The organism is Lentzea sp. HUAS12, from assembly GCF_024125735.1.
Lineage (GTDB): Bacteria > Actinomycetota > Actinomycetes > Mycobacteriales > Pseudonocardiaceae > Lentzea > Lentzea albida.
In genome coordinates, this window is the sequence record NZ_CP099738.1 from 8,251,023 (window position 1) to 8,267,830 (window position 16,808).

8 protein-coding genes, 1 tRNA gene and 1 pseudogene are annotated in these 16,808 nt (G+C 64.7%); 6 read left to right on the forward strand and 4 right to left on the reverse strand.

Going from position 1 to position 16,808, the window contains the following annotated elements; all coding sequences use genetic code 11:
* The first annotated feature begins 831 nt into the window (after positions 1–831).
* Both ND450_RS38680 and ND450_RS38685 read left to right on the forward strand, forming a co-directional pair.
* Complete coding sequence (locus ND450_RS38680; protein WP_253323064.1) at positions 832–1,821, forward strand: hypothetical protein; 990 nt, start codon at positions 832–834, stop codon at positions 1,819–1,821.
* Positions 1,822–2,523: 702 nt separating this feature from the next.
* Positions 2,524–4,005, forward strand: coding sequence for a helix-turn-helix transcriptional regulator (locus ND450_RS38685; protein WP_253323065.1), 1,482 nt, complete (start codon positions 2,524–2,526; stop codon positions 4,003–4,005).
* On the opposite strand, the gene cutA is transcribed toward ND450_RS38685, so the two are convergent.
* Positions 4,002–4,340 carry a divalent-cation tolerance protein CutA gene (gene cutA, locus ND450_RS38690; protein ID WP_253323066.1) on the reverse strand — a complete coding sequence of 113 codons (339 nt, stop codon included), beginning with the start codon at positions 4,338–4,340 and terminating at the stop codon, positions 4,002–4,004. The two genes, ND450_RS38685 and cutA, sit on opposite strands and share 4 nt — an antisense overlap.
* A gap of 535 nt (positions 4,341–4,875) precedes the next feature.
* On the opposite strand from cutA, the gene ND450_RS38695 reads away from it, so the two are divergent.
* Both ND450_RS38695 and ND450_RS38700 read left to right on the forward strand, forming a co-directional pair.
* Entirely contained in the window at positions 4,876–5,523 is a 648-nt protein-coding gene (locus ND450_RS38695) for a hypothetical protein (protein ID WP_253323067.1), read from the forward strand.
* 218 nt (positions 5,524–5,741) lie between these two features.
* A pseudogene (locus ND450_RS38700) lies at positions 5,742–6,617 on the forward strand (recombinase family protein); the annotation flags it as partial.
* 824 nt (positions 6,618–7,441) lie between these two features.
* Here ND450_RS38700 and ND450_RS38705 read toward each other — a convergent pair.
* A tRNA-Arg gene (locus ND450_RS38705) sits at positions 7,442–7,516 on the reverse strand.
* 149 nt (positions 7,517–7,665) lie between these two features.
* On the opposite strand from ND450_RS38705, the gene ND450_RS38710 reads away from it, so the two are divergent.
* A complete protein-coding gene (locus ND450_RS38710; protein WP_089921614.1) occupies positions 7,666–8,574 on the forward strand; it encodes a cation diffusion facilitator family transporter in 909 nt (302 codons plus the stop codon).
* Between the two features lie 259 nt (positions 8,575–8,833).
* On the opposite strand, the gene ND450_RS38715 is transcribed toward ND450_RS38710, so the two are convergent.
* The gene (locus ND450_RS38715; RefSeq protein WP_253323068.1) at positions 8,834–13,066 is read right to left on the reverse strand and encodes a GH92 family glycosyl hydrolase; all 4,233 of its coding nucleotides are present in this window, start codon (positions 13,064–13,066) and stop codon (positions 8,834–8,836) included.
* 189 nt (positions 13,067–13,255) lie between these two features.
* Between ND450_RS38715 and ND450_RS38720 the strand changes: the two genes are divergently transcribed.
* Entirely contained in the window at positions 13,256–14,380 is a 1,125-nt protein-coding gene (locus tag ND450_RS38720) for an ROK family protein (RefSeq protein ID WP_371927805.1), read from the forward strand.
* A 221-nt stretch (positions 14,381–14,601) separates the two neighbouring features.
* On the opposite strand, the gene ND450_RS38725 is transcribed toward ND450_RS38720, so the two are convergent.
* Entirely contained in the window at positions 14,602–16,476 is a 1,875-nt protein-coding gene (locus tag ND450_RS38725; RefSeq protein ID WP_253323070.1) for an acyl-CoA dehydrogenase family protein, read from the reverse strand.
* Positions 16,477–16,808: the final 332 nt, after the last annotated feature.

Genomic DNA, 16,808 nt, shown 5'->3' on the forward strand with positions numbered 1-16,808 from the left:
CCACTGTCCATGGTGCCGCGGCAGGGCGACTCACAGACGGTCCCAGCCACCTGCGGGGGTCCGGGGGCTTGCCCCCGGCTGGGGTCTGGGGCTCGGCCCCGGAAAACGCCCGAGGGCGACCCGGTTCGCGCTTTCCGCGAACAGATCTCGGGTGTGTCCATGGTGCCCCCCGGCAAGGCGACTCACAGACGGTCCCAGCCACCTGCGGGGGTCCGGGGGCTTGCCCCCGGCTGGGGTCTGGGGGCTCGGCCCCCGGAAAACGCCCGAGGGCGACCCGGTTCGCGCTTTCCGCGAACAGATCTCGGGTGTGTCCATGGTGCCCCCCGGCAAGGCGACTCACAGACGGTCCCAGCCACCTGCGGGGGTCCGGGGGCTTGCCCCCGGCTGGGGTCTGGGGGCTCGGCCCCCGGAAAACGCCCGAAGGCGACCCGGTTCGCGCACTCCGCGAACACAGATCGCCTTCGACTTCGGTGCCCCCGGCGAGATTGAAACCGCATCCGCACGAGGGCGAAGCCGTCGTGAGCTGCGAATTTCCGCGACGGTTCCGGTCGTGCGACGCCGACGTAGGACCTCGCTGACGTAGTCGAAGGCTGGTTGCGGCGTCCATGTTGGACCTGCTGGCTACAGGACTTCGGGCTGACCAGTCTTGGGCGGTGCGCCTGCTGAGGCAGCAAGTCAGCTGGGGTCTGCGTAAATGATCTTGTCGGTGTGCGTCGTTACGATCTGCAAACTAGGCAGGCATCGACGTTAACGAGGGAGGTGGATCTACCGATGATTACGCATACCGCGTGGTCAGGCCCGGTCACGTGGTGCGACTCTGAAGGAGTGGCGATGGCGAAGCATGCCTACGTTGCCTACCTGGTTTCAGTCCATCAGGCCAACAAGCCCGATGACAAATACAAACTGGATAACGTGGCGGGCAAAGGTGTTGATCTCTTGCCGTTGGTGCACGGGTTTCTTGTGGATATAGCCGCTCAGCATGTAGTGGACAACCGGTACGAGCGAATCCTTGCCACTCGTGGAATTGACCCCTCAGGTCGCACCGTCTCCTTCTTGGCTGCATATGGTAGGTTTGGCACAACCGGCGAGCTGGTCAACGCGCTCGATGGCGAAACGACTCACAGTTTCGATGAAGACGAATCTCCGGTATCAATAACGCGGAATATGTTTGTAATGCCTGATCGTTCGAACTTTGGACTCTTTCTCGCTGAACGCTATGGTGGCCGTGGTGCGGCCTCTATGGTTATGTCTCAGTTGCGAGCCGCTTTCAAGAATCACTTTGCTAGCGATAACGTAACCTTGCGGGTGGAGGCGCTTCTTGATCATGGCGCGTGGCGCGATTACCTCGACCGAGCCGACGTTCTTAGTGTCAACGTGAATCGGTATGAGGTAAGTTCCGACATTGCTGATCCTGTGATATCGAAAAACGTAGGTAAAGCGTCGTTTTCTGTTCGTCCGAAGCGGGGTCAGAAGAAGTTTGCGCGCGCGGTAAAGGATGCCTTGATTAATGGTGAGCTTCGTGCTCACGAGCTGTTTGGTATTCCTGTTCGGGACCTGGACGAGACCACTCTGGATCTCTACGACGGCAACCAGCAGCGTCGCTTGCTTCTTGGCTCAGAAGATCCGGTGAGTCTTGTTTACCCGCTTGCAGATGATAGCGCTGAAGAGCGCCCTTCTGATGACGTCGTCTATGCCTCTATGCGCCAACGCGTAGAGATACTGAAGAGCTCTCTAGGTTTCGAACTCGGGTCCAACTGGTCGAATTCGCCGTGGTCACGTGAGGAGCTTGGGGCAAAGATGGTAGTGCCGCGTGGCGAGTAAATGGGCGCCAAGGGAGATAGTTCGGGATCACCTTCGGACTTTGGTGGATGCCCGGAGTGGGCGGGCAAGGATATCCGACTATCTTTCTTTCTACGGCGTGCCGGTCTTGGTTGCTGCAGTTGCTTTGTGGTTAGGTTTCAAGTTGCAGGGCATAGAAGTAGTTGTAAGTGGCGTCTCCATCCTGACTGCCCTGCTGTTCGGTCTTCTAGTGCACGTATTCCAAGTGCGAATTAGAATCGTTGACAGTCAGATACTGAGAGGAGACTCTAGGACGGTTGCTCTCGTCGATCAGCTTGAGGCAAATATTTCCTATACAATTCTCGTTGGAATCCTAGGTACATCCGCGTTGGCTATTGCGGCGATGACTACAAAGAAGGACACTCCTGTGGGTGGCCCGATGTCGGCCGTGCTCACGCTTCTGTTGGTTCATCTAATCCTGTCGATCTTCTTGATCCTTAAGCGCGTAAGGGCCGCTTATCGAGAAGTGTCCCGGTAGCTTGGAAAGGGCTCGTAGCCCTACATGGGTGAGCGTTCAATCGAACAGTGTTTGTGCAAGTCGTGCTTATGTCGCTTGCAGGTCGTTGTGCGAGCGCTGGCTGCGGGTGTACCCAATCAGCTGCCCGCATCTCAGACCTGCGGAGCTACACTTGGTCACCGATCGGCTCGTTGGCGTAGTCGGGGCCTGCGGACGGGAGGCTTCAGATGACCACCTCAAAGGGCGCGGCGCGGACGGGCCTCGCACTACGCATCAGGCAGCGCAGACTCGCGATCGATGAGTTTGTGGAGCAACTCGAAGCCTTCGCCCGCGAGACCGGTGAGATCGCTACTTTGGGCCTTCGGCACGTGCAGAGGCTCTGTGCTGGCGAGCGGACGGCGGATACGTTGCGCACGCCGACTATCCGGTTGCTGGAGCGATACTTCGAGACCTCCATTGAGGAACTTCTTTCCGTTCCAGAGCAGTCAGTGACGAACGCGGGGAAGAGCGAGCGCAAAACGCCGCGTGCGGACAGCGCTCTTGCGGTTGCTCGAAAGCGGGTTGGCTTCTCGCAAGAAGGTCTAGCGGAAGAGCTCGAAGTACAGCCTCAGACGGTTGGTCGATGGGAACGTGGCGAATGCGCGCCACAAGCGTGGTTGCGCCCGAGGATCGCGAAAGCTCTCCGGATCACGGTCGGAGAGTTGGCGGTCGCGATCGAGTCGACACGAGAGGTGAGGGGTCAGGTGGACCGGCGCGAGTTCATAGGTGCTGCTGCGGGAGCAATGCTTGGCATGACCACTACGTTCGGTCCCGCTCTGTCACGCCGCGCAGGTGAGTCCGACTGGCAATACCTTCTCGACCGTACGGCGCGACTCCGCCGTCTGGACAACTACCTTGGTGGCAGGGACACGTACAGCCTCTATGCGTCTGAACTGGAGGCGACCAAGGAATACGTGAAGTCGGTCAGTTGTGCGCCGAAGATGCGTACGGCGCTTGTCGGCGTGATCTCGGAGCAAGCCCAGATGACAGGCTGGGCTGCGTTCGACGCGGGCATGCAGGCTGAAGCAACGCGGCACTACCGCGACAGCCTGAAAGCGGCGAAGGAGGCTAAGGACGGCGTGCTAGTGGGAAACGCTCTTGCCTTCCTCGCGTATCAAGAGATCAGTACCAGTGGTCCGAATATCAACCTTGCTGAAGCGTCGTTTGAAGCGGCCGAGAAGGATGCGACGCCCAGGGTTCGAGCTTTGTTGCTTGAGCGCAAAGCGTGGACCTACGCGGTTGCGGGCGACTATCAGGCGACTGAACGGGCGCTGGAAGATGCCAAGATCGCAGTCAGGGTACGAAGTGATCGTCCAGAACCTGACTGGGTGTTCTGGGTAGACGACAATGAGATCGAAATCATGGCCGGTCGCTGTTGGGCGGAACTGAGGCGTCCGCTCCGAGCCGTTGAGACGCTCGACTCCGCGTTGGCTCGATTCGATGACACTCAAGCGCGTGACAAAGCGCTCTACATGACGTCGCTGGCGCACGCGCTGATTGATGGCAAAGAGATCGAGCGTGCGGCACTGGTCACTCAGGAGTCGGCGCGGCTTGCGCAGGGAGTTGGTTCGGTCAGGCCGCTTGAACGCATCAACGGGGTTGTGGATCGGCTCCAAGAGTTCAAGGCGTCTGCCGGTGTTGCCAGAGTGCTTGAGCAGGTGCGCGCTTAGTCGGTCGGCTCGACGGTGCGCTTGAGCCACTCGAAGTACTCATCGGTGCCACCAAGCATCTCCACGGCGGTGATCTCCGGGTTGCTCCAGGGGTGCTCGGAGAGCAGGTGGTCACGCAGTGCGGGGTAGCGAGCCGTGGTGGTCTTCAGGACGGCTTGCCATTCCTGGCCTTCACCCAGTTCGCCCTGGTGCCAGTAGACCGACGTGATCGGACCGACGATCTGAGCGCTTGCGGCGTGGCGCGTGGTGACCGCAGAGCGAGCAAGACTTGTGGCGACTTCTTTGCTGTCGGCGACCACGGTCACCTGAAGGTAGTCAGACACACGGCGCAGCATAGCTGCGCTCTGCACGGCTGCTAGTGATCTGCTAGCGGCGCTGGTCACCGCCGTCTCTTTGTCCTCTGTGGACGATTTCGGCTGTGGTCGCTGGCCTTCCTCTGGGGGCTCAGCTTGGGGTTCGTACAGGGGTTCCTGTTAGAGCGCCATCCCTTGACGAGTGCATGACCGCAGGTGAGCGGGGACGTAAGGGGTTCCTCTGGTCTCCCAGACTCATAGGCACGCAAGTGGTTGGTCATGAGACATCGGGGCGCTGGCACGGGTGCCTGTGGAGTTGCCGGCCTAGCTACCCATCGAGCTGCCCGTTAGACAGGAAGCCCCTGAACGTCAGGTCGTGACTGTTCAGGGCACGTGTAGACCCTTCCCCTGCTGCACCCGACTGAGTGCCTCCGAAGGGTTTGTTGGACGTCGGCCTGCGTCTCGCGCCGAAAGAAAGTTCGCGGTCGCGTGTCCCAAAACAGCGTCATATTTGGAGTTCAGGGATGTTCAAGGTCGCTCCCACAGGCGACCGGCGTACATCCCTGAGGGGGCCGAAGTGACTGCCCAACCTGGCCTGACTGCCGACCGACTGAGTGTGCTCGCTGAAGCGCTGTCCGTTCCCGACGGCGGCTTCACCGTCGATCCCGTCACTGGGGCCGACGTGAGTGGCGGCTACGCCGTCTCGATCCATCCGGAGCGAGAGCAAGTGTTCGACCGGCCGGTGACTGGTGATGATCTTGCTGCGTACGTCGGCGCTGCGGCGCGGGTGCTCGCACGTCAAGGGCGAGTTCTCGGCGGATGGCACGACCCCGAGTCAGGGCGGGTGCACTTGGACGTCTCGGTCGTGGTGCCTGACCTGGCCAACGCGTTCAGTCTTGGCCGCTGCGCTGGGCAACTGGCAGTGTACGACTTTGCGAGCGGCAAGTCTGTGCCGATTCCCGACGACGGTGGTGCACAGATAATTCCGCTGCGGAAAAGTCTTGTCATTTCGAGTGAATCCCGTCCCGAAGAGGCTATTGATGACGTGGCGTGGCGGTATCATCAGAAGGGAGGTCGCCGGAAAGATCGAACCTACTCCGGCCATGTGACCTACGTGGGTGGCGCTGAGGGCGAACGTATTCGGAGGGATCTCGCTGCAGCGATCAAAGATCTTCTGGTGTGGATCAATGAGCGTGAAAACCGCGACGGCAGGGAGGCGGCATGAGCAAGCCTGATGATCTAGCGGCAGATCCACCCGTGCCGGGCATCGTTCATCGTGTGGCATCGCTAGCTGGCGGTGTACCTGTATCAGGTCCGTCGGGGCTGTCGGATTACGCGGTGTCGCCGTTGGGTGCGCCTCTCGCGCTCATGCGTGGTGAGGTCCGTGTTGCATTCCTCGCGCGTACGTCAACCGACGATAATCAAGACCCGCGACAGTCGGCAATGCGGCAGCTGAGCAACAGTCGGGCAGCGATCCCGGAATCATGGCTGATCGTCGCTCACTTCTACGACGTGGAGTCTGGACGCCTCGAACTCGCCGAACGCGGCAAGCGAACCGGCTACGAGAAGTACGACATTCCCATCCCTCGTGACGGCGGTGTCGCTGACCTGCTGGCTGAAGCGGCTCACCCGAACCGCAGGTTCGACGTCGTGATCTGCGAGAGCGTCTCGCGCGTCGCGCGCCGCACGTTCGAAGGGCTCTCGATTGAGAGGGAACTCGAACACGCAGGTGTTCCCCTGTTCGCTTCCAATGAGCCAATCACCCTTACTGGCAGTCGAGCACAACGAATTTTGCAACGACGGATCAATCAGGGTGTTGCTGAGTACGAAGTGCTCAACACTCTCGAACAGTCATGGGGCGGATTGTGCACTCACGTTCGTGAGGGTTGGAACATTGGAAAACCGCCATATGGCTACGCGGCGAAAACGTATCGGCATCCGAACCCTGTCAAGGCCGACAAGGGGCAGTCGAAAACCCGGCTTGAGCCTGACGGTGCGTGTGGTGAGACGGTGGCTCAAATTGCGTTGTGGCGGTATCACGAGGGAATCGGTTACGCCACGATCGCAGATCGGCTCAATGCGGACCCGGTGAAGTATCCGCCGCCTGTGCCGCCCGGAAAGACGCGGGCACGTGGAGCGTGGGGCAAGACTTCCGTTTATGAGATCCTGAGGAACCCGAAGTACACCGGGTACCAGGTGTTCAATCGCCGCGCCTCGCGGTCGCGGCACGGAAAGGTCAACGACCCGGCGCTGTGGGTGTGGTCGACTGTGCCCGCGCACGAGCCGCTGATCCCGAAATGGATGTTCGACGAACTGAATGCGCGGCGGCAAGTGCGGCGTGGATCGCGTGACGGCAACGACCTCAACGTCCATCCCGAGACGACACGGACGTATGTGCTGCGGGCGATGCTGTTTGACTCGTGCGGTCGGCGCATGAACGGCAACTTCCGCCACAACGCCGCCTATTACATGTGCTGGCCCAAGAGCAACAACCGTGGACGACCGGACAAGTACGTCCGGCATCCCAAAGCCGTGTACATCCGTGAGGACGCGATCCTGGACGCCCTGTCCGGCTTCTACGGCGATCGGGTGTTCGGCGTTGATCGTCGGGCGATCCTCGCTGCTGACCTCGCGACGTTCGACGATCGTGAAGCGCTGGCACGGGACGCAGACAGGGAACGCCTCCAGCGCACGCTGGCGGACCTCGTGCGCCGTCAGAACTCGGTCATGAGGCAAGCGCAGAACGGGGACCCTGACGACCCCTTCACGCGGGCTCTGCGTGGCACCTACAACGACCTGGACGCCGAGCGAGCGGCAGCGCTGGCCGCCATCGCATCGCTGGACGCTGCCGACAAGGCCGGGCCTGCCCGGCCAGACGTAGGCGATGTCGATCTGTTGAACGCCCTGCCGCTCATGAGTGAGAACCTGACCGATGCGCCGGAGCCGTTGTTGCGCAAGCTGTTCGAGGCAACCAGTCTCACTGTGAAGCTCACGGACGACGGCGATCACCTGAACATCAGCATCCGGATACCGGCCGACACGGTTCCTGAGATCACCAGGGCGGCGGAGATGATCAGCGAACAGGCCGCCGAAAAGCAACAAGCGCCTGGTCAGAGTCTGACCGGCGCTTGTGCGGATGGTGCTGGTGCCCCCGGCAGGATTCGAACCTGCGCTCCCGCCTCCGGAGGGCGGTGCTCTATCCCCTGAGCTACGGGGGCCGTAGCTACGTGGAAGATCCTAGCGCACCCGCGCCACCCCGTTTCACACCTACCCCCTGTGGCCCCGAGACGTGGCGTCCATCACCCAGGGAGTGGGACGGGAATAGGCCGGATTGCACTCATGCGCATGTCGCTATATGTTCCGAACCATGGGTCACGGGCATGGGCACGGATCGGCGAGCGCGAGCGGGCAGCACGCCGGCAAGCTGTGGGTCGCGTTCGGCATCGGCGCGGTCTTCATGGTGGTGGAGTTCGTCGTGGGCTTCGCGACGTCCTCGCTGGCCCTGATCTCCGATGCCGCCCACATGCTCACCGACGTGCTCGGGGTCGGGATGGCGCTGGCCGCGATCATGGTGGCGCGCAGGGCCAAGGCCGGGAAGAACCGCACGTTCGGTTTCTACCGGGCCGAGGTGCTGGCGGCGCTGGCCAACGCGGTGTTGCTCTTCGGTGTCGCCGGGTACGTGATCTACGAGGCTGTCGGGCGGTTCCAGGACCCGCCGAGCGTGCCTGGGTGGCCGGTGCTCATCGCCGCGACACTCGGGCTGGCGGCGAACCTGGTCTCCTTCTCCGTCCTCAAGGAGGGCGCCAAGGAGAGCATCAACGTCAAGGGTGCCTACCTCGAGGTGCTGGCCGACCTGATCGGGTCCGTCGGTGTGCTGATCTCGGCGCTGGTCACCATCACGACCGGGTGGAAGTACGCGGACCCGATCATGGGTGTGCTCATCGGCGTGTGGGTGCTGCCGCGGACGTACTCGCTGGCCAAGAACGCGCTGCACATCCTGTTCCAGCACGCGCCCGAGCGGTTGGACGTCACGGAGATGCAGAAGGCGCTCACCGAGCTGCCTGGTGTCACCGAGGCGCACGACCTGCACGTGTGGACGCTCACCAGCGGCATGGAGGTGGCTTCCGCCCACCTCACCACTGCTGAGGACGCCGATCACGCGGTCGTGTTGAAGGAGGCGCAGGCGTTGCTGGCGGCCAAGTACCACATCGAGCACGCGACCCTGCAGGTCGAGGGCGGCTCGTCAGCGCAGCGGTGCCGGGAGCTCAGCTGGTGAGTGCGGCAGGTCGCGCATGGTGTCCTTGGTGGACTGCGCGCCCGTTCGTGACGGAACGACCGGCTGGCGGGGTTGCGGAACGGCGACCCACACGCGGCCTCGCTCGAACGGCACCACAAGAGCCTCCCCAGTCACCGCACACGAGTTGACAAGATCTCACCGGAGTATGTCGGAAAGGGATAGATCCTTTCAGGTGAACGGGAAAGGCCGCGTTCCGTGACGGAACGCGGCCTTCGCCATCAGCGCTGCGGGCTACTCGCTACAGCCCAGCGCACTGTCCTGCCTTCGGACCCTTCACGTCGTTCGCGAAGCCGTTGTTCGACGGCGCCGGGTCGTTGCCCGTGCAGGACAACGGTCCGCCGACCGTCGAGAACGCCACGACCGAAGCGGTCTTGTTCGACGTCAGCGACACGGGGCCGCTGACCGAGGTGTTCTCCACGGCGACCTCGGTGGCGGAGCCGTGCACCGTCACCGGGCCGTTGACGCGAGTGCCCACCAGCACGACGGACGACGCGTCCGCCGCCGACAGCGGGCCCTTGATCTCGCCGCCGAACACGTAGAGCGTCGCACCGCGAGCAACCGTCACCGGACCGCTGATCGTGGCACCGTCCACATAGGTCACGCCCTTGACCTGCAGCGGGCCGTTGACCGTGCCGGTCACCGTGCTGGTGGCGGCCGGCAGCGGCTTCGACAGCAGCTCGAACTCCGACAGCGTCACGTCGCCGGTGAACTCCAGCCGGTAGAAGTTGTACCGGCCCGGCGAGGCGATCTTGAACGACCGGGTGTACTGCTGCCACTGGAAGTTCTCACCGGTCCGCTTGTCGACCGTGGCCCACGTCTTGCCGTCGTAGGAGCCCTTCAGCTCCCACGCCGACGGCGACGTGCCCGTCTTGCCGTTGGTCAGCGTGTAGAACTCCGCCTTCTCCTTGGCGTCGGCCGCCTTGAAGTCGAACGAGCGGACCACGGCGCTGGTCGCGGAGTTGTTGTCCACCAACGCGGCCGTGCCGACACCCGAGGAGACGTCGCGCAACGGCGTCGGGACCGCGTCACCCTTGGTGATCGAGTCCGGCACGTCGTTGACGCCCGTGCCCCAGGCGGACGGCTTCGGGCCCATGTCGAAGTCGATCGTGGCGCCGGCCGCGAGCACGTCGTGCGGCAGCGACGTCTTGTTCCACGCCTTGCCGTTGACCTTCACGCCCTGCACGTAGATGTTCTTCGCGCTGTTCTTCGGTGCGTTGATGACGAGCTTCTTGCCGTTCTCGAGCTTCACGGTCGCCTTGGTGAACAGCGGCGATCCGATGGCGTAGGCCGGCTTGCCCATCTGCAGCGGGTAGAAGCCCAGCGACGAGAAGAGGTACCAGGCCGACATCTCGCCGTTGTCCTCGTCACCCGCGTAGCCCTGGCCCTCCTGCGAGCCGACGTACAGGCGCGACAGGATCTCCCGCGTCTTCTCCGCCGTCTTCGCGGGCTTGCCGGCGTAGTTGTACATGTAGGCGATGTGGTGCGACGGCTGGTTCGAGTGGCCGTACTGGCCCATCCGCACGTCCCGCGCCTCGATCATCTCGTGGATCACGCCGCCGTAGCCGCCGGGGAACTTCGCGGTCTCGGGCAGGGTGAAGAACGAGTCGAGCTTCTGCGCCAGCTTGTCCCGCCCGCCGTACAGGTTCGCGAGACCCTGTCCGTCGTGCGGCACCGTGAACGCCATGTTCCAGCCGTTCGTCTCGGTGTAGTCGTAGCGCCAGTCCTGCGGGTTGTACTTCGTCGGGTCCTCGACGCGCCACGACCCGTCGACGTTGCGGCCCTGGAAGAAGTCGATCCGCTTGTCGAACGTCAGCACGTAGTTCTGGGCGCGGTTGAGGAAGTACTCGTGTTCGTCCAGGTACCGCTTCTCGCCCGTCTTCTCGTGCAGGGCCTTCGCCATCGACGCGATGCCGAAGTCGTTGAGGTAGCCCTCGATCGCCCACGACCACGCCTCGTGCAGCTGGTCGTTGCCGGTCCAGCCGAGGAAGATCGACCGGTCCATGCCCTTGCGGCCGACGTTGTTGCTCGGAGGCACGACGGACGCGTTCTTCACCGCGGCGTCGTAGGCGGCCTTGATGTCGAAGTTGCTGACACCCTTGAGGTACGCGTCGGCGAACGCCACGTCGGAGCTCGTGCCGGTCATCAGGTCCGCGTAACCGGGGGAGGACCAGCGCGAGATCCAGCCGCCGTCCTTGTACTGCTGGACGAAGCCCTCGGCCATCTCGCCCGCCTGGGACGGCGTGAACAGCGAGTACGCGGGCCAGGTCGTGCGGTAGGTGTCCCAGAACCCGTTGTTGACGTATACCTTGCCGTCGACGATCTTGGCGCCGGTCTGCGTCGGCGTGTTCTGGCCGGTCGCGGGCGACACCGGGGACGCGTACTTGGTGACACCGCCGACGTTCTCGAAGCCCGAGTTCGGGTAGAGGTAGAGGCGGTACAGGTTCGAGTACAGCGTGATCAGCTGGTCCTCGGACGCGCCCTCGACCGTGATGATGCCGAGGATCTTGTCCCACGCGGCCTGCGCCTTGTCGCGCACCGACTCGAAGGTGTCCGAGCCGCTGACCTCCTGCTCCAGGTTCGACTTCGCCTGGTCGACGGAGATCAGCGAGGTGGCGATCCGCAGCTCGACGGTCTTGTCGCCGAACGAGAAGTAGCCGCCCACGCTGTCACGGCCCGCGCCGGTGAGCTTGCCGCTCGCCGTCACGGCCTTGTCGACCTCGCCGTAGACGAACAGGCGGGTCGCGCCGGTCGACAGGCCGCTCTTGACGTCCGAGTAGCCCGTCACGACACCGTTGGCGGCGTCGAGGGTGAGACCACCGGAGTTGTTCACGTTGTCGAACACGAGGTTCTTCTGGGCCCCGTCGTCGAACGTGAACCGGAAGACCGCCGCGTGGTCCGTCGGCGTGATCTCGGTCTTCATGCCGTTCTCGAACGTGACGCCGTAGTAGTGCGCCTTGGCGACCTCGTTCTCGTGCCGGAACGGCAGGGCGCGCAGCGCGCGGTCCTGGGTCGGCGCGATGTTCGAGGGCATGACCTGGAACGTCTGGCGGTCACCCATCCACGGGCTGGGCTCGTGGGAGGTCGTGAACGCCTGCAGCGTCGGCAGGTTCTGCGCGTTGTTGCGCTGCGCGTACTCGTACAGCCAGCTCTGCGAACCCGCGTTGGTCATCGGGGACCAGAAGTTGAAGCCGTGCGGCACCGCGGTCGCCGGGAAGTTGTTGCCCCGCGAGAACGAGCCGTTCGAGTTCGTCCCGCGCGTGGTCAGCACGTAGTCCGACGGCTTCGCGTACTGCTTGGTGACGACGTCGCCGATGCGGATGTCGTCGTACCAGGCGGCGAGCTCCGTCGGGCCCTTCGGGCCGTCGTAGGCGACGAGGATCCGCTTGATCGTCTTGCCGGCCGCGACGGCGCCGATCGTGGACGCCACCTTGTTCCACTGGTTGGCGTACAGGAACTTGCCCGCGCCCTGGCCCTGCGGCGACAGCGTCGCACCGTGCTGGTCGACGGCCTTGAGGTCGCTCAGGTACGTGCCGTCGGAGAACGCGAGGTCCACCGCCGAGTACGTGCTCGGGTAGTCCAGGTTGTCGGTGATGAACTCCGGGAAGATCATGTACGACAGCTCGGTCTTGGCCGTGACGGGCACGTCGACGTCGAAGACCTTGTTGTAGCTGTACGCCCGGCCCTCGGTCGTGTGCCTGCCCTGGGTGCGGAACGACTTGACGCCCGTCCAGCCGGCGCGCGACTTGGACGTGTAACCGCCCGTCGGGCCGCTCCCGACGACGCTGCGCATGTTCGGCGCGGGAGGCGTGGTGGAACCGTCGGAGAGCTGCACCTCGGCGAGCTGCATGACGTTGTTGCCACCGTTGTTCAGCGTCACGTCGAGCTTGTAGTGGCTGAACGCCTGGGGCGTCGCGATGTCGTAGCTCTTGGTCTGGAAGCGCTCGGCGAACGTCTCACCGGTGCGCGTGTCGACGACGGTCCAGTCCGTGCCGTTGTTCGAGCCCTGGAGCGTCCAGTTCTTCGGGTCGCGCTCGGGGGCGTCGTTGGCCGACGAGAGCGCGTACTTCCTGATCGTCTGCTGCTCACCGAAGCGGAACGACGCCCAGCCCGTGGAGGTGAAGACCAGCCACTTGGAGTTGATGCTGCCGTCGACGAGGTTCTCCTTCACCTCGCCGGCGTCCGCGAACTCGCCGTTGGCCTTGACCTCCAGCACCTTGTCGGACACGTTGCCGGGGATGCCCGAGCCGTCCGAGCCGATCACGCCCGACGACTTCGGGTTGCCCGAGGAGTCGGTCTCGACCGCGTTCGACCACGAAGGCTGAGGTTGACCGTCCTCAAAGGACGATGAAAAACCCACTCCTGGCTCCTCTGGTGCGGCGGCCGCGTAGCCGTTGGTGACGCCGCCCACCAGTGTCGCAGCAATCGCAACGCTCAACAGGGTCGTGGTTCGTCTCTTGCGCAGGTGCCTCATTGCAACCCTTCCGCCGCCTGCCCCATGTGGGTGGGAGCGTTTCCGGCACGTGACATCGTTGTCAAGGGACAAGACGGGAATTGTCGTGCAACCTGTCTCCTCAACAGTTGCCCGTGAGCACCGGCGATCAAGATCTAGAATCGCGTGGTGAGCGACCGCAAGCCGCCAGAGGTGGGCACACCAGCGGGCATGCGCGTGCTCAACCAACGCGCTGTGCTCGGCCTGCTGCGCCGTCTGGGGGCCGCCACGCGCCCCCAGATCGCCAAGGACACCGGGTTGTCCAAGCCGACGGTCGGACAGGCCCTGGCCGATCTCGAACGCCACGGCCTGGTGCGCCCCATCGGCCGCACCACAGCGGGTCCTGGCCGCTCAGCCGTGGTCTACGAGCCGAACCCCGTCGCCGGCTACGTGCTGGGCGTCGACATCGGCCGGGAGCGGATCCGGGCGGCGCTGGCCGACCTGGGCGGGTCGGTGGTGGCCCGCGTGGACGAGCGCAACCGCAGCCGGTCGGCGGCGGCGCTCGTGCGCACGGTGACCGACCTGGCCGCACGCACCGCGGCGGACGCTGGGATCGCTCTCACGGACGTCGTGGTCAAGGTGATCGGCAGCCCCGGGGTGATCGACCAGCGCTCGCGGGTGGTGCGGCACGCGCCGCAGCTGCCGGGCTGGGAGTCGCTCGGCGTGGTGGACGGCCTGGAGTCGTCGCTCGGCCCGGTGGTCGTGGAGAACGACGCGAACCTGGCGGCGCTGGGCGAGCACGTCTACGGGGCCGCGCGGGACGCCCGCGTGTTCGTGTGCGCCACGGTCGGCACCGGTGTCGGCATGGGCATCGTCGTCGACGGCGAGCTGTTCCGCGGCGCGCGCGGTGCGGCGGGCGAGGTCGGGTTCCTGCCGTACGGTGAGTCCTCTTCGGACGTCCGCCGTGGACAGTTCGAGGACGCGGCGTCGGCGGGATCCGTTGTGGCACGGGCACGGGAGCTCGGGCTGACGGCGCGCTCGGCCCGTGAAGTGTTCTCGCAGGCGCGTTCGGGGAACGCCACCGCGCTGGAGGTCGTGCGGGTGGAGGCGGAACGGCTCGCGTTCCTCGTCGCCGCCGTGGCCGCGGTGATCGATCCGGAACTGGTGGTCCTGGGCGGTGGTGTCGGGTCGAACGTCGACCTGATGCTCGAGCCGCTGGAGGCGGCGCTGCGGTCGATGACACCGCTGGCGCCCCGGATCGTGGCGGGCTCCCTGGGGGACGGCGCGGTGCTCTCCGGAGCCATCGCGATGGGCCTCGAAGCCGCCCGTGAATTGGTCTTCGAAGTTACTCTCTGAGAGTAGTTGAGTACCCATCACCTGGTAGTTCACTCAATTGTCGTAACTGTTAACGGCGTTTTGTGGCTTAGCGTTACCGGCACCTCCTCCTGGAGGGTTGTGTCCTTCCGTTGCAAGGGGAGTCGGTAGGGGGATGCGGGGGACGTAGCCCCCTACCGACCGTGCACTGGGCAGGTGCCGCGCCCGCACCACCATCAGCCTGCCCAGTGCAGTCAACGCCTCTAGCGGGGCGTGGGCCGGTGGACGTTGCGCGCCGTCGACTCGTGGTGCGTCGAGTCCGCGATCCACCTCCCGGGGATGGACGCGTCGACGATGCCCTCCTCCAGCCAGGCGTACTCGCCGGCGAGGACCTGCCTCGCCACCGCCTGGTCGCTGTCGTCGGTGTTCTTCCAGAGCTTCTCGAACAGCTCGTCGACCCGGATCCGCGCCTGCCTGGCGAACGCGTCGGCCAGCACCTGGGAATTGCGGTTCTCGTCCTGCACGGCGCGCACGCAGGCGGCGCTGATCGCGAACAGCTCGGCCCCGATGTCCACCACCCGGCTCAGGAACCGCTGCTTGCGCTCCATCTTCCCCTGCCACCGCGACATCGCGTAGAACGTCTGCCGTGCGAGCTTGCGCGCGGAGCGTTCGACGAACCGCAGGTGCTTGGCGAGCGGCCCGAACTCCGTGTAGCCCGCCGGGGTCTGGCCCTTGCCGACGATCAGCGTCGGGAACCACTTCGCGTAGAACCCGCCCGCCTTGGCCGCGGCCTTCACCTTGGCCTGGCGGTCGGCGTCCGGGTCGATGATGTCCCCGGCGACGCTGAGGTGCGCGTCGACGGCCTCCCGCGCGATCAGCAGGTGCATGATCTCGGTGGAGCCCTCGAAGATCCGGTTGATGCGCAGGTCGCGCAGGACCTGCTCGGCCGCGATCCCGCGTTCCCCGCGCGCCGCCTGGCTCTCCGCCGTCTCGTACCCGCGCCCGCCGCGGATCTGGACCAGCTCGTCCGCCACCAGCCAGGCCTTCTCCGACGCGTAGAGCTTCGCCAGCGCGGCCTCGATGCGGATGTCGTGGCTGCCGGCGTCCGCGAGCTCGGAACTGAGGTCCAGCACCGCCTCCAGCGCGTACGCCGTGGCGGCGATGTAGGCGATCTTGCCCGCGACGGCCTCGTGCTTGCCGACCGGAAGACCCCACTGGATGCGTTCGCCGGACCACTCGCGGGCGATCTTGAGACACCACTTGGCACTGCCGGCGCAGAGGGCGGGCAGGCTCAGCCGTCCGGTGTTGAGGGTGGCGAGCGCGATCTTGAGGCCCGCCCCCTCCTTGCCGATCACGTTCTTCTTCGGGACCCGGACGTCGTGGAACCTGGTCACGCCGTTCTCGAGGCCTCTGAGGCCCATGAACGCGTTGCGGTTCTCGACGGTGATGCCCTCGGCGTCCGCTTCCACGACGAACGCCGTGATGCCCTTGTCCGGCACCTGCGCCATGACGACGAGCAGGTCGGCCACGACTCCGTTGGTGGTCCAGAGCTTCACGCCGTTGAGGACGTAGTCGTCGCCGTCCACCGTCGCGGTGGTGCCGAGCCTGGCCGGGTCGCTGCCGACGTCCGGTTCGGTGAGCAGGAACGCCGTGATCTCGCCCTTGGCGCACCTCGGCAGGAACTCCTGCTTCTGCTCCTCGTTGCCGAACATGGCGATCGGCTGCGGGACGCCGATGGACTGGTGGGCGCTGAGCATCGCGCCGATCGCGGGGCTGGCGGAGCCGACCAGCATGAGGGCCCTGTTGTAGTAGACCTGGGTCAGGCCGATGCCGCCGTACTCGGGCTTGATCTTCATGCCGAACGCACCGAGGTCCTTGAGGCCCTTCAGGACGTCGTCGGGGATCTGGGCGTCGCGTTCGATGACGGTGTTGTCGATGTGCTTCTCGGTGAACTCGCGGAGCTTGGCGAGGAACGCCTCGCCTCGGGTGCGGTCTTCTGCGGTGCCACTCGGATGGGGGTGGATGAGGTCGATGCGGAAGTGACCGAGGAAGAGCTCCTTGCCGAAGCTCGGTCGCTGCCAGCGGGTTTCCCGTGCTTGTTCGGCGACCTGCCTGGCCGCGCGCTCGTCGACGGTCATGGTTACCTCCGAGTAGGGGTGTGACCCACGTTACTCAGGGGTAGGCGGTTGTCCATGGGTGTGGCGGTGAATGGGCACGTTGGGTGCGGGGCTTGTGCGGGTCGGGTTGTGTGGGCACGTGCCGGTTCCAGCGGGGTTGGTCGCGTTTGGTTGGTCGGGTCGCGTTGCGTGGCCTGGTTGCGCGGGTCTTGACGAGTTCGGGGGTGCGATTGGGGCGTGCACCGGTTCCCGACGTGTGAAGGTGCGGACGGCTCGCTGCGCATCGCCACGCCAGGACTCGTAGGTGGTTGGCTGACGCTCTCGGCTGTCCGGTTGGCACCGCGCGCCGGGCC

Coding starts and splice junctions, on each gene's coding strand:
- ND450_RS38680 (WP_253323064.1), top strand. CDS start 832: ATGGCGAAGCATGCCTACGTTGCCTACCTGGTTTCAGTCCATCAGGCC.
- ND450_RS38685 (WP_253323065.1), top strand. CDS start 2,524: ATGACCACCTCAAAGGGCGCGGCGCGGACGGGCCTCGCACTACGCATC.
- cutA (WP_253323066.1), bottom strand. CDS start 4,340: ATGCTGCGCCGTGTGTCTGACTACCTTCAGGTGACCGTGGTCGCCGAC.
- ND450_RS38710 (WP_089921614.1), top strand. CDS start 7,666: ATGGGTCACGGGCATGGGCACGGATCGGCGAGCGCGAGCGGGCAGCAC.
- ND450_RS38715 (WP_253323068.1), bottom strand. CDS start 13,066: ATGAGGCACCTGCGCAAGAGACGAACCACGACCCTGTTGAGCGTTGCG.
- ND450_RS38720 (WP_371927805.1), top strand. CDS start 13,256: ATGCGCGTGCTCAACCAACGCGCTGTGCTCGGCCTGCTGCGCCGTCTG.
- ND450_RS38725 (WP_253323070.1), bottom strand. CDS start 16,476: ATGACCGTCGACGAGCGCGCGGCCAGGCAGGTCGCCGAACAAGCACGG.